The 11,194-nt window shown below is 67.3% G+C and carries 13 protein-coding genes and 1 pseudogene; 11 read left to right on the top strand and 3 right to left on the bottom strand.

Going from position 1 to position 11,194, the window contains the following annotated elements; all coding sequences use genetic code 11:
• The first annotated feature begins 19 nt into the window (after positions 1-19).
• The 11 genes and pseudogenes from smc to ACMVO5_RS01590 all read left to right on the top strand — a co-directional run bounded on the left by smc (position 20) and on the right by ACMVO5_RS01590 (position 9,879).
• Positions 20-3,455 (top strand): annotated as a pseudogene (smc, locus tag ACMVO5_RS01540) (chromosome segregation protein SMC).
• Between the two features lie 59 nt (positions 3,456-3,514).
• Positions 3,515-4,210, top strand: a complete 696-nt coding sequence (locus ACMVO5_RS01545) for a hypothetical protein (protein ID WP_416908333.1) — start codon at positions 3,515-3,517, stop codon at positions 4,208-4,210.
• 294 nt (positions 4,211-4,504) lie between these two features.
• The gene (locus ACMVO5_RS01550) at positions 4,505-4,687 is read left to right on the top strand and encodes an AtpZ/AtpI family protein (RefSeq protein ID WP_416908334.1); all 183 of its coding nucleotides are present in this window, start codon (positions 4,505-4,507) and stop codon (positions 4,685-4,687) included.
• A 1-nt stretch (position 4,688) separates the two neighbouring features.
• Positions 4,689-5,441: a F0F1 ATP synthase subunit A gene (locus ACMVO5_RS01555; RefSeq protein ID WP_416908335.1), complete on the top strand. Its 753-nt coding sequence runs from the start codon at positions 4,689-4,691 to the stop codon at positions 5,439-5,441.
• A 27-nt stretch (positions 5,442-5,468) separates the two neighbouring features.
• Positions 5,469-5,693 carry a F0F1 ATP synthase subunit C gene (locus ACMVO5_RS01560; protein WP_416908336.1) on the top strand — a complete coding sequence of 75 codons (225 nt, stop codon included), beginning with the start codon at positions 5,469-5,471 and terminating at the stop codon, positions 5,691-5,693.
• A gap of 38 nt (positions 5,694-5,731) precedes the next feature.
• Positions 5,732-6,193 carry an ATPase gene (locus tag ACMVO5_RS01565; protein ID WP_416908337.1) on the top strand — a complete coding sequence of 154 codons (462 nt, stop codon included), beginning with the start codon at positions 5,732-5,734 and terminating at the stop codon, positions 6,191-6,193.
• The gene (locus tag ACMVO5_RS01570; protein WP_416908338.1) at positions 6,186-6,812 is read left to right on the top strand and encodes a hypothetical protein; all 627 of its coding nucleotides are present in this window, start codon (positions 6,186-6,188) and stop codon (positions 6,810-6,812) included. The genes ACMVO5_RS01565 and ACMVO5_RS01570 overlap by 8 nt, the downstream gene beginning before the upstream one ends.
• A gap of 141 nt (positions 6,813-6,953) precedes the next feature.
• A complete protein-coding gene (locus tag ACMVO5_RS01575; RefSeq protein ID WP_416908339.1) occupies positions 6,954-7,475 on the top strand; it encodes a GNAT family N-acetyltransferase in 522 nt (173 codons plus the stop codon).
• Positions 7,476-7,538: 63 nt separating this feature from the next.
• A complete protein-coding gene (locus ACMVO5_RS01580) occupies positions 7,539-8,117 on the top strand; it encodes a DUF1285 domain-containing protein (protein WP_416908340.1) in 579 nt (192 codons plus the stop codon).
• The gene (locus ACMVO5_RS01585; protein WP_416908341.1) at positions 8,117-8,713 is read left to right on the top strand and encodes a CoA pyrophosphatase; all 597 of its coding nucleotides are present in this window, start codon (positions 8,117-8,119) and stop codon (positions 8,711-8,713) included. The genes ACMVO5_RS01580 and ACMVO5_RS01585 overlap by 1 nt, the downstream gene beginning before the upstream one ends.
• Positions 8,710-9,879 carry a CCA tRNA nucleotidyltransferase gene (locus tag ACMVO5_RS01590; RefSeq protein WP_416908342.1) on the top strand — a complete coding sequence of 390 codons (1,170 nt, stop codon included), beginning with the start codon at positions 8,710-8,712 and terminating at the stop codon, positions 9,877-9,879. Before ACMVO5_RS01585 ends, ACMVO5_RS01590 begins: the two co-directional genes overlap by 4 nt.
• Positions 9,880-9,881: 2 nt before the next feature.
• Here the strand turns inward: ACMVO5_RS01590 and ACMVO5_RS01595 are convergent, their stop codons facing one another.
• The 3 genes from ACMVO5_RS01595 to ACMVO5_RS01605 all read right to left on the bottom strand — a co-directional run bounded on the left by ACMVO5_RS01595 (position 9,882) and on the right by ACMVO5_RS01605 (position 11,165).
• Positions 9,882-10,760: an SPFH domain-containing protein gene (locus ACMVO5_RS01595; RefSeq protein ID WP_416908343.1), complete on the bottom strand. Its 879-nt coding sequence runs from the start codon at positions 10,758-10,760 to the stop codon at positions 9,882-9,884.
• A 64-nt stretch (positions 10,761-10,824) separates the two neighbouring features.
• Positions 10,825-11,031 carry a hypothetical protein gene (locus ACMVO5_RS01600; RefSeq protein WP_416908344.1) on the bottom strand — a complete coding sequence of 69 codons (207 nt, stop codon included), beginning with the start codon at positions 11,029-11,031 and terminating at the stop codon, positions 10,825-10,827.
• Positions 11,031-11,165, bottom strand: coding sequence for a hypothetical protein (locus ACMVO5_RS01605; protein ID WP_416908345.1), 135 nt, complete (start codon positions 11,163-11,165; stop codon positions 11,031-11,033). Before ACMVO5_RS01605 ends, ACMVO5_RS01600 begins: the two co-directional genes overlap by 1 nt.
• Between the last annotated feature and the right edge of the window lie 29 nt (positions 11,166-11,194).

Genomic DNA, 11,194 nt, shown 5'->3' on the forward strand with positions numbered 1-11,194 from the left:
CGGAAAGGGGGGTCGGGCCTTGGAATTCAGGCGGCTCAGGCTGGCGGGCTTCAAGTCCTTTGTCGAGCCGACCGAGCTCAGGATCGAGCCGGGGCTGACTGGTGTGGTTGGCCCCAATGGCTGCGGAAAGTCCAATTTGCTGGAAGCGCTGCGCTGGGTGATGGGCGAGGCCTCGCCCAAGTCGATGCGATCGGGCGGCATGGACGATGTGATTTTTGCGGGCACCGGCAGCCGGCCGGCGCGCAGCTTTGCGCAGGTGACGCTTGGTCTGGCAGGGGCGGCGGGCGAGGAAATCGAGGTAGCGCGGCGGATCGAGCGCGGCGCTGGCTCGGACTATCGGATGAACGGGCGCGACAGCCGTGCGCAGGACATCAGGCTGCTCTTTGCCGACAGCGCGACCGGCGCGCACTCTCCGGCGATTGTCGGACAAGGGCGCATCAGCACGATCATTTCGGCCAAGCCTGTCGAGCGGCGGGCGCTGCTGGAGGAGGCCGCGGGCATCGCCGGCCTGCATGTGCGCCGCCGCGAAGCCGAGATCAGGCTGCGGGCGGCCGAGGCCAATCTGCTGCGGCTTGATGATGTGGTGAAGGCGCTGGAGGCGCAGATTGGCGCGCTGAAGCGGCAGGCGCGGGTGGCCGAGCGCTACCGGGCGATTTCCGAGGCGCTGAAGGGGGCCGAAGCCAAGCTGATGTATGCGCGCTGGCTGGCCGCGCGCGATGCGGCGACGGCGGCGGCCGCGGCGGCAAGGGCGGCTGATGAGACGGCCACGAACTCTTGCGCGTGCAGCTGCAGTGCTGGCGGGGCAGGTGGCGGATGCGCAGGCGGGGCTGCCTGCGCTGCGCCAGGCCGAGGCGGAGGCGGGCGCGGGCGTTCAGGCGCTGCGTCAGGCCCGGGCGCTGCTGGAAGCCGAAGCCGCCACCGGCAAGGCGCGCAGCGAGGCGCTGGCTGGCCAATTGGCGACGATTGCCCGCGACGCGGCGCGCGAAGCGGGGCTGGCGGATGATGCGGCTGCGGCCGAAGTGGCGCTGGTGGAGGAGGCAGACGCGCTGGGCCAGGTGCGTTCGGCAGCTGAGGCGGCACTGCCGGCGCTGCGCGCGCAGGCGGCTGAGGCAGGCACGGCGGCTGCGACGGCGGAGGCGGCGCTGAGCAGCGCGCTTGATGCCCATGCGGCGGCGGCGGCCGAGGCGCGGACGCTGGCGGAGGCAGCACGCACAGCGCAGGCGCGCTGTGACCGGCTGGCAAGCGAGGCGCAGACACTGGCGGCGCGGCGCGCGAAGCTGGCGCCGCTGCCGGAAACCGAGGCGTTGGCTGCAGCCGTGCAGGGCGCCGAGGATGAGGCTGTGGCGGCCGATGAGGCGCTGGCGGCGGCCGAGGCGGCGCGGCCGGCGGCGACTGCGGCGCGCGAGGCGGCGGCCGAAGCACTTTCGGCGGCGCGTGCGGCGCTGGCAGGCCTCAAGGCCGAGGGCGAGGCGCTGGCGCGGCGCTTGGCGGCGGATGCGTCGGCAGGTGGCCCAAGGGTGGCGGATCTGATCGAGACCGATGCCGGCTTTGAGGCGGCGCTGGCGGCAGCGCTTGGCGACGCCATTGATGCCGGGCTGGCGGGCGCTGAGGCCGGCGCGCGCTTTTGGGAGGAAACCACGGCGACCGACGATCCGGCATTGCCCGAGGGCGTGCGGCCGCTGGCGGCGCATGTGCGGGCTCCGGCGGCGCTGGCGCGGCGGCTTGCGCAGGTGGGCATGGTTGCACCCGGCGATGCGGCCGCGCTGTGGCCGAAGCTGCGGCCGGGCCAGCGGCTGGTCAGCGCCGATGGGCAGCTTTGGCGCTGGGACGGCTTTCGGGATGTGGGCGGCGCGGAGGGGGCAGGTGCTGCGGCGGCGGCAAGGTTGAGGGCGCGGCGGCGCGCCAGCGAAGTGGCAGCCGAGGTGGCGCGCGGGGAGGCAGCGCAGGCGGCTGCGACGGCGCGGCTTGAGACGGCGGTGGCGGCGGCAGGCGCTGCGGCCGAGATCGAGCGGGCTGCGCGAGCGGCGCGGGACGGCGCGGCGCGGGCGCTGGCCGAGGCGCGCGCCAGGCTGGCGGCAGCGGAGACGGCAGCGAGCCGGCTGGCGGGGGAGGCGGCAAGCCTTGAGGCCGCAGCGGCACGGCTTGAGGAGGAACGCAGCACAGCGGCTGCCGAGGCGGCAGCGGCTGCGGCTGCGGTTCCCGAGCCGACGGTGCTGGCGGCACGTTCGGAAGCGCTGGCTGGGGCGCGGGCGGATGCTGACAAGATGCGCAGTGCGCTGGCGGCGGCACAGGCGGCCGTGGACGGGCGCGCTCGGGAGGCTGCTGCCGTTACCGAACGGACCCATGCGATCGACACCGAGCGCAAGCGCTGGCAGGCCCGGCTGGCGGCGAGCAGCGGCCAGGCGGACGAGCTGGCGCGGCGACGCGAAACGGTGGAGGCCGAGCGGGCCGGGCTGGCCGGGCGGTTGGAAGCGATTGCCGGGGAATTGGCGGGGCTCGCGACGCGGATGCAGGCGGCGGAGGCGACGCGCGCGGCGGCTGCTGACACATTGGCAACTGCTGAGGAGGCGCTGGCGACGCTGGCGGGGCAGGCGCGGGCGGCGGACGAGGCGGTATCAGCGGCGCGCGAGGCGCGGGCGACAGCGCGGGCCGAGGCCGAGCATCTGGACGCGGCGCGGCGCGAGGTCGAGCGGCTGTGCGGCGAGCAATTCGAGACATCGCCGCCGCTTTTGGCCGGGCGATTCGATTTTGATGCGCTGGCCGTGTCTGCCGGGGATGTGGCTGTGCTTGACGAGGCACATGAAGCGCTGTTGGCCGAGCGGGAGCGGCTGGGGCCGGTCAATCTGCGGGCGGATATCGAGCTGAAGCAACTGAGCGAACAGGCCGAGACGAGCCTTGCTGAAAAGGCCGAACTGGAAACGGCGATCGCGCGGCTGCGGGGATCGATCGGCAGCCTGAACCGCGAGGGGCGGGCGCGACTGACGGCGGCATTCGAGGCGGTGAACGGGCATTTCCAGACGCTGTTCACCGAGCTTTTTGGCGGCGGCGAAGCGCGGCTGGCGCTTATCGATGCCGAAGATCCGCTGGAGGCCGGGCTGGAGATCATGGCACAGCCGCCGGGCAAGAAGCTGCAATCCCTGACGCTGCTGTCAGGCGGGGAGCAGGCCCTGACGGCAACAGCGCTGATCTTTGCGCTGTTTCTGGCAAATCCGGCGCCGATCTGTGTGCTTGATGAGGTTGATGCGCCGCTTGATGACGCGAATGTCGAGCGGTTCTGCGATCTTCTTGACCGGATGGCGGCAGAAACGGCGACGCGCTTTCTGATCGTCACGCACAATGCCGTGACGATGAGCCGGATGCACCGGCTCTATGGGGTGACGATGGCTGAGGCGGGTGTGTCGCAGCTTGTCAGTGTTGATCTGCAGGCAGCCGAGCAGCTTCTGGCCGAGGTCTGAGGGTTCAGACTTGGTTCAACAACAAATCGGTAATTTTCCAGATGAGATTGGAGAAGCCGATGTTCTACAAGCGCTTTTTGTCGATTGGCCTGGTGGCCGTTGCCGCCCTTGGCCTTGGGGCTTGTACCGATCCATATTCTTATGGCCGGGCGCCGGGATATTATGACAATGTCGGCTATTATTCCCAGTGGGACCGCTACTATGGCGACCCGTTCGGGTTCCGCTATGTGCCGGTTGGTTTTGTCGGTGCGGGTTTTGGCTGGTTCGGGAACTATTATTATCCCGGTGTCGGCAACTGGGTTTATGATCGGCGCGGTGTCAGGCGGGGCTGGAACCGGCATCAGCAGGCCTATTGGGGGCCGCGCGTCGCCCAGCGGCAGCGCTGGCAGCGGGACAATGGTTTCATTTCAAATCGCATTGCCGGCGGGATTGTGCGGGGCAACCAGCTTGAAGGGCAGCAGAACCAGATCTTGCGGCAAGGCAACAGGATCGAGCGGCGCGAGAACCAGATCGCGCGGGAACAGCTGGACGTGCAGCGGCAGGCCAACCGCATCGATCGGCGCCAGCTCCGGCAGGATCGGCGCGACACTCCTGTGACGGCCGATCGCCCGCAGCGTGTGGAGCGGCCCCAACAGCAGGCGAGGGTAGAGCGGCCGATGGCGCGCTCGCAGCAGCAGATGCGCCAGCAATACCAGCGGCAGCAGCAGGGCTACCGCGAGGGCCGGCGGCAGGGTTACCGGCAGCCGCGCAACTGACGCGCGTGGCGCTGAGGGCTGCCACGGAGCCGCTACCGGTTGACAGGGTGAGAGGCGCCGGATAGACGCGCGCCATCGCTTGGCAAGGTCATTTTTCGTGATGTTGCTGGCGGTCGATGTGGTGTTGGTCGTGAATTGCGGCGGCGCGGCATCCGATGGTCTTCGAAGGGTTCGCCCATTTTGGTTGATGACGGGTCGTCTGAAGATGCGCTGGCGAAGCGTATCGCGGCTGCCCGGGCGGCTGAGACGGGGCGTCGTGACGGCACGAAGCGGGCGGAAAGCGCTGGCTGGTCCGTGGCGACGGAATTTGTCGGGGCGATGCTGGCCGGTGGGTTCATCGGCTGGTTTATCGACCGGCAATTCGAGACGGGGCCCTGGGGGCTGATCGGATTGTTGCTGCTGGGATTTGCGACCGGGCTGCGGACGGTGTTGCGCAAGCAGGCGCAGGAACCGGTTGAAAAGGACGATAGGGACTAAGATGGCCAACCCGATGCAGCAGTTCGAGATCGAGCGGATTGGCGCGCCGATCATCGTTGCCGGGCAGGACCTGTCGTTCACCAACAGCGCGCTGTGGATGCTGCTGGCCATGCTGAGCGTGGCGGCCTTCCTGTTCATCGGGACGGCGAGGCCGCAACTCATTCCGGGTCGTGCGCAGGCGGCTGTTGAATATATCTATGAATTCATTCTCGACATGCTCCGGGAGAATGTCGGGCGTGAGGGTTTGCGCTATGCGCCGCTGATTTTTGCGCTGTTCGTGTTTGTGCTTGCCTGCAACCTGCTTGGCATGGTGCCATTTGTGCACAGTTTCACGCCAACGAGCCATATTGCGGTCACCTTCGGGCTGGCAACGATTGTGTTTGCGCTGGTGCTGATTGTCGGGTTTGCCAAGCATGGGCTGCATTTCTTCACCCTGTTCCTCCCCGAGGGCACGCCGCTGTTCGTGCTGCCCCTTGTGGCAGTGATCGAGTTTCTTTCCTTCCTCTCGCGGCCGTTCACGCTGGCGATCCGGCTGTTCGCCAATATGACGGCGGGCCACGTCCTGCTGAAGGTGTTTGGCGGTTTCGTGGTGGCGCTGGGCAGCTTTGAAGCGCTTCCCTATGTGTTTGGGTTGGTGCCACTGGGTGTCAACGTAGCGCTGACGGCGCTCGAACTGCTGATTGCCGTGGTTCAAGCTTATGTATTTGCGCTGCTGGCTTCGATTTACCTCAACGACGCTGTCAATCTTCACTGATAACTGGTTTTAACGGAAGGACTTATAATGGACGTCGCCTCTGCCAAGCTGATTGCAGCTGGTCTTGCTGCCATGGGTGCGGGCTTTGCCGCCATCGGCGTGGGCCTGATTTTCGGGATGTTTCTGTCGGGCGCGCTGCGCAATCCGGCGGCGGCTGACAAGCTCGGCGCGCGTTTGATCTTCGGCTTCGCCGTGACCGAAGCACTGGGTCTGATCGCGGCCGTCGTGGCGCTCGCGCTCGCATTTGGCTGAGGCACAATCGCGTGCCTCAGTTTGAACCTTCGGCGTTCTTGCCACAGCTGGTCTGGCTGGCGGCGATCTTCGCTGTGCTTTATTTCTTCGTTGTCCGGCCGACCTTGCCAAAGGTTGGTCGGGTAATCGAGGCGCGCGAGACACAGGTTTCGGGCGACCTTGCGGCGGCGGAGCAGGCGAAGGGCGCGGCGGACGAGATCCGTACGCGTTATGATGAAGGCATGACCGAGGCGCGCAAATCGGCGCAGGCGGCTGTGGCGGGTGCGCGGGAAAAGGCGGCGCGCGCATCTGAGGCGCGCATGGCCGAGCTTTCGGCCGCGCTCGATGCCAAGACTGGTGCGGCCATGGATGGTCTGATGCGGGCGCGCAGCGAGGCGGAGGCGGCGCTGGCAAGCAGCGCGGCTGCGTTGACGGCGGATGCCGTGAAGCGGCTGGCCGGGATCGAAATTGCGCCGGGCGATGCACAGGCCGCGCTGGCGGAAAGTGTGAAACATGGATGAGACGCTGACCTCTGAACCCGAGGCGACTGGCGTCGAGATGCCGGGCGCGTTCGGGGTTCCGCCTGCCGAGGGTGCTGAACTGATCGAGATGACCGGCACGGCGGACGAAGCCCATGACGAGGCGACGCTGCTTGGGCTGGAAGCCGAGACCTGGGTTTATGTTTCGGTCGCGATTTTCTTTGTTCTGGCGGTTGTGATCGGCAAGGTGCCCGGCCGAATTGCCGAGGCGCTGGATGCGCGGATCGCCGGGGTTCGGCGGCAACTGGACGAGGCGAAGGGCTTGCGGGCGGAGGCGGAAGCCTTGCTCGCCGATGCCAAGGCACGGGCTGATGCTGCGACGAAGGAAGCGGCTGCCATGGTCGCGCGTGCCGAGACGGAAGCGGCCGAGCTTCTGAAGAGCAGCGAGGCAGCTGCTGCCGAGACGATTGCCAGGCGGACCGCTGCGGCCGAGGCCAAGATTGCCGCTGCCGAGCGGAGCGCGGAAGCTGAGCTTCGGGCCCAGCTTGCACAGCAGGTGACGGCGGCAGCGGCGACGCTGATCGCTTCACGGGCCGACAAGGCGATGCATGACCGGCTGACCGAAGAGTCGATCGCCGGGCTGGACCGCCGCCTGCATTGAGCCATTGCGGAAGGGGCGCGCTGGTGATATTGCGCGCGCCATGAAGACAAGACACTTTCTGGTGAGCCGACGAGGCTGAACCCGGGCGGCCATGGGGGCTGACCCGGCGTTGTGATGCCTCCTGTGCTGAAAGTGACTTCATTGATCCAGATTGTCGAGGCCATTGCCTCAGACTCGGCTGCCATAGAGCAGCTGCTTGACGACCGTTTCGGACCTGCCCGGCATGCGCGCACCGCCTATCGCCTTCGCGAGGGTGTGACTCCCTTGGGGCCGCTGTGCGTGGTTGCGCGTGAGGGTGACCGGTTGGTCGGCTCGGCACAGTGTTGGCCGCTGCGCGTGCGGGCCGTGGACGGCGCCTGTGCAAAGCTGGTTTTGCTTGGGCCGGTGGCGGTCGCGGCGTCTCATGAGGGGGCCGGGATCGGTTCGGCCTTGACGCAGGCCGCGCTGGCGCGGGCCGATGCCGGCGGTTTTGCACCGCAGCTGCTGATTGGTGATGCCGGTTTTTATGGCCGGTTTGGCTTTGCCGCCGGGGCTGGCGAAGCTTGGCATTTGCCGGGGCCTGTGGACCGGGCGCGTCTGCTGCTGCGCGGTGATTTTGAAGGCTTGCCGCGTCATGGCTGGCTGGAGGCCGATGTGCCGGTGTCGGGGCGCGCCGCAGCCTGACTGGGTGGGGCGTCGGGCCTTTCGTCTCATTGCCTTGGCGCTGGTGACGACTATGTTGCGGTCATGATGAGTGGCAATGGCAATGGTGCACGCGATTCTTCCGGGCGGTCGCTCGGAGAACTGGCGGCGCTGTTGAAGGAGCGCCGCCTGCCGCCGGTGCATTTGTGGAATCCGGAGCGGTGCGGCGACAGCGAGATGCGGATTGCCGTGGACGGCACTTGGTTTCATCAAGGCTCGCCCATTGGCCGGCCGGCGCTCGTGCAGCTGTTCTCGACCATTCTGCGGCGTGAACCGGACGGCGGCTATGTGCTGGTCACGCCGCATGAGAAGCTCGATATTGCTGTTGAGGATGCGCCCTTTGTGGCGGTGGAAGTGGTGAGCGAGGGTCAGGGTTCGGACCGGCGGCTGGTGTTCCGGTTGAATACCGAGGATCATGTCGAGGCGGGGCCTGAGCATCCGCTGCGCGTGGATGTGGCCGAGGACGGCACGCCGCGGCCCTATCTGAAGGTTCGTGATGGATTGGAGGCGCTGGTTGCGCGGTCGGTGTTCTATGAGCTGGCCGATCTGGCGCTGGGCGAGGGCGGCGCCCCGCCGGGTCTGTGGTCGGGCGGGGCCTTTTTTCCGTTCGGGGATGGACATTGATGCCGATCTCAGAACTGCGGGCAGCGCTTCTGGCTGGGGGCAGGGCAGCCTTTGACAGCGACCATGCCGTCTCCGGTCATCTGCCGATGGGCGAGTTGCCGGCGGCGCTGATGCCGGCCGCTGTGCTGATGGCGGTGACGATCGAGGCTTCTCCGCAGCTGCTCTTGACCCGGCGGCAGGCGCATCTGAAGCGTCATGCTGGGCAGATCGCCTTTCCGGGCGGGCGCATGGACCCTGACGATGTGTCGCCGGAAGCGACCGCGCTGCGCGAGGCGGAGGAGGAGGTGGCGCTGGCCCGGCACCATGTCGAGATATTGGGGCGGTTGCCGGACTATACGACCGGGACCGGCTTTGCGGTGACGCCGGTCGTCGGGCTGGTGCCGCCGGGGCTACCACTGCGCCCGCATGAAGGCGAGGTGGCGGAGCTTTTTCATGTGCCATTGGCGCATGTGCTTGACCCGGCGAATCATGAGACCCGGACCGGCGAATGGCAGGGCCGGTCAAGGCGAACCTTTGTGATCCGGCACGGCGAGCGCGAGATCTGGGGCGCGACGGCGGCGATGATCGTCAATCTTTCGAGGCGGTTCCGGTTGTGAAGCTGCCCTTGCCCGATTGGGTGGAGACGGCCGACGGCGCGGCGCTTTTGGATGCGCTCGATGCGGCGCGGGGAGCGAGCCGGCTGGTCGGCGGGATTGTCCGCGATCCGCTGCTCGGCCTTGAGGCCGCCGATATCGATTTCGCGACCCTGATGGCACCGGACACAGTGATGGCGCGGCTTGAGGACGCCGGGCTGAAGGCGGTGCCGACGGGGCTGGCGCATGGCACGGTGACGGCCATCTCGGGCGCGCTCAGGGCCGAGGTGACGACGCTCCGCCGTGATGTGGCGACCGATGGGCGGCATGCGCGCGTGGCCTTTACCGATGACTGGCAGGCGGATGCAGCGCGGCGAGATTTCACCATCAACGCGCTTTATGCGCGGCTGCCGTCGGGCGAGATCGATGACTGGTTTGGCGGGCTGGATGACCTGGCGGCGCGGCGGGTGCGCTTCATTGGCGATCCTTTGGCGCGCATTGCCGAGGATCATCTGCGGATATTGCGCTTCTTTCGCTTTTCGGCGCGTTTTGCAGACGGGCTTGATGCCGACGGGCTGGCGGCCTGCACGGCGCGGGCCAACGACCTGATGGCGCTGTCACGCGAGCGGATTGCGCAGGAATTGCGCGGTCTGCTGCTGGTGGCAAACCCGCTGCCGGTGCTGCGGGTGATGCTGGATGCCGGGATTTTTCGGCCTGTGCTGCCGGAGTTGGGGCTGGGACGGCTGGAGACTCTGCTGGCGGCGGAAGCGGCAGCCGATGTGCCCGACGACTGGCGGCGGCGGCTGGCGGCGATGCTGCCCGAGGACCGGCCTTTGGCCGAAGCGGTGGCGGCGCGGCTGCGGCTTTCCAATGCGGACAGGGGGCGGCTGGGGCTGGCGGTGTTGCCAGCGGATTCGACGCCGGTTTATGCGGCCGCCTGGGCGATTGGCGCGGAGGCCCTGCTGGACAGGCTCCTGATCGCCGGACGCGTCGCCGATGCTCGGCAATTGATGGCCTGGGAGCGGCCACGCATGCCGGTTTCGGGCCGTGACTTTGTGGCGCGCGGCGTGGGGCCGGGGCCGGAGGTGGCGGCGCGGTTGCAGAGCTTCGAGCGGCTGTGGGTGGCCGAGGGGTTTCCGAGTGATGCGGCGGCCGTAACCGCGCTTCTGGACCGCGCCTTGGCGGGCTGAGCTCAGGGGGTCATGCTGCCGGTGTTGACGATCGGCTGGGTGTCTCGCTCGCCGCACAGCACGACCATGAGATTGCTGACCATGGCGGCGCGGCGGTCGTCATCGAGCTTGACGACATTTTTCTCGCCCAGCTGTTCGAGCGCCATTTCGACCATCGAGACCGCGCCCATGACGAGCGTTTCACGCGCGGCGACGACGGCGGCGGCTTGTTGACGGCGGAGCATCGCACCGGCGATCTCCGGGGCATAGGCGAGATGGGTGAAGCCGCATTCATCGACGGTGATGCCGGCTACCTTGAGCCTGTCCTGAAGCTCGGCGCGCAGCTCGCCGGCGATCTGTTCATGGTCGCCGCGCAGGGTGACCTCCTTGTGTTCGAAATCATCATAGGGGTAGCGGGCACCGATGGTGCGCACGGCGACCTCGACCTGAGCGGTGACGAATTCCATGTAATTGTCGACATCGAAGCTCGCCTGGGCGGTGTCGGTGACGCGCCAGACGAGCTGGGCTGCGATCTCGACGGGATTGCCGCGCTGGTCGTTGACCTTGACCTGTTCGCTGATGAGATTGTGGGCGCGGCAGGAGATTTTGGTAACGCCGATCCAGGGCCATGTCCAGCGCAGGCCGGTGCCACGGTCGGTGCCCTGATAATCGCCGAACAGGGTGAGCACGCCGGCTTCATTGGGCGAGAGTTTGTAGAAGCCGACGAGCAGGAAGATGATGGCAAAGACCAAGCCTACGGCTGACAGCGACAACAGGGCCGCATCAAGGCCGGATGTGACGATCGCGACGAGCAGTAGCACGCCGAACAGGACAAGGGCCAGTGCAGGGAAACCATTGGCCCCGGCGCCAGGGTTTTCACGGCTGGGATTGTTGAGGTCCATCGTCGTTCACCCTCCGGTCGCCCACGTGCCTTGATACGCCGGTTTTGCAGCGCGGCAAAGCCGGTCAGTCGTGTTGGTCCGGGTCGGATGTGCCGGGCCCGTAGACGGCGTTTGGTCCGGCGAAGTCGTCGGGCTCATTGGGGAGGCCGCTCGACCAGGGGTGGGCAATATCGGTGTTGTCCGGCGGAATGGCTTGTGGCGGCTTGGGCGCGCCGCGCATGATGAAGGCGACGACCACGAGGCTGAGCAGGAGCAGGCCGAGGATGAGCATCAGCTTTCAGGCGGCTCGCTCGTGTCCTTCTTTTCGTTGAACTTGCGAAGATTGGCAGGATCCTTGGCGATGAGGCGGGCGACCCAGACGCCGAAGGCCAGGTTGAGCAGGGCGACAATGATGATTCCAGTCATGACCCTTGTGTAGCGTGCAGGCGCCTGGG

The organism is Polymorphobacter sp. (assembly GCF_048007885.1).
In the GTDB taxonomy this organism is placed as follows: Bacteria; Pseudomonadota; Alphaproteobacteria; order Sphingomonadales; family Sphingomonadaceae; genus Sandarakinorhabdus.

Excerpts from the sequence above, each read along its gene's own strand:
- ACMVO5_RS01595 (WP_416908343.1), bottom strand. The coding sequence starts at position 10,760 with ATGGACCTCAACAATCCCAGCCGTGAAAACCCTGGCGCCGGGGCCAAT.
- ACMVO5_RS01545 (WP_416908333.1), top strand. The coding sequence starts at position 3,515 with ATGTTCTACAAGCGCTTTTTGTCGATTGGCCTGGTGGCCGTTGCCGCC.
- ACMVO5_RS01600 (WP_416908344.1), bottom strand. The coding sequence starts at position 11,031 with ATGCTCATCCTCGGCCTGCTCCTGCTCAGCCTCGTGGTCGTCGCCTTC.
- ACMVO5_RS01580 (WP_416908340.1), top strand. The coding sequence starts at position 7,539 with ATGATGAGTGGCAATGGCAATGGTGCACGCGATTCTTCCGGGCGGTCG.
- ACMVO5_RS01605 (WP_416908345.1), bottom strand. The coding sequence starts at position 11,165 with ATGACTGGAATCATCATTGTCGCCCTGCTCAACCTGGCCTTCGGCGTC.
- ACMVO5_RS01560 (WP_416908336.1), top strand. The coding sequence starts at position 5,469 with ATGGACGTCGCCTCTGCCAAGCTGATTGCAGCTGGTCTTGCTGCCATG.
- ACMVO5_RS01555 (WP_416908335.1), top strand. The coding sequence starts at position 4,689 with ATGGCCAACCCGATGCAGCAGTTCGAGATCGAGCGGATTGGCGCGCCG.
- ACMVO5_RS01570 (WP_416908338.1), top strand. The coding sequence starts at position 6,186 with ATGGATGAGACGCTGACCTCTGAACCCGAGGCGACTGGCGTCGAGATG.
- ACMVO5_RS01585 (WP_416908341.1), top strand. The coding sequence starts at position 8,117 with ATGCCGATCTCAGAACTGCGGGCAGCGCTTCTGGCTGGGGGCAGGGCA.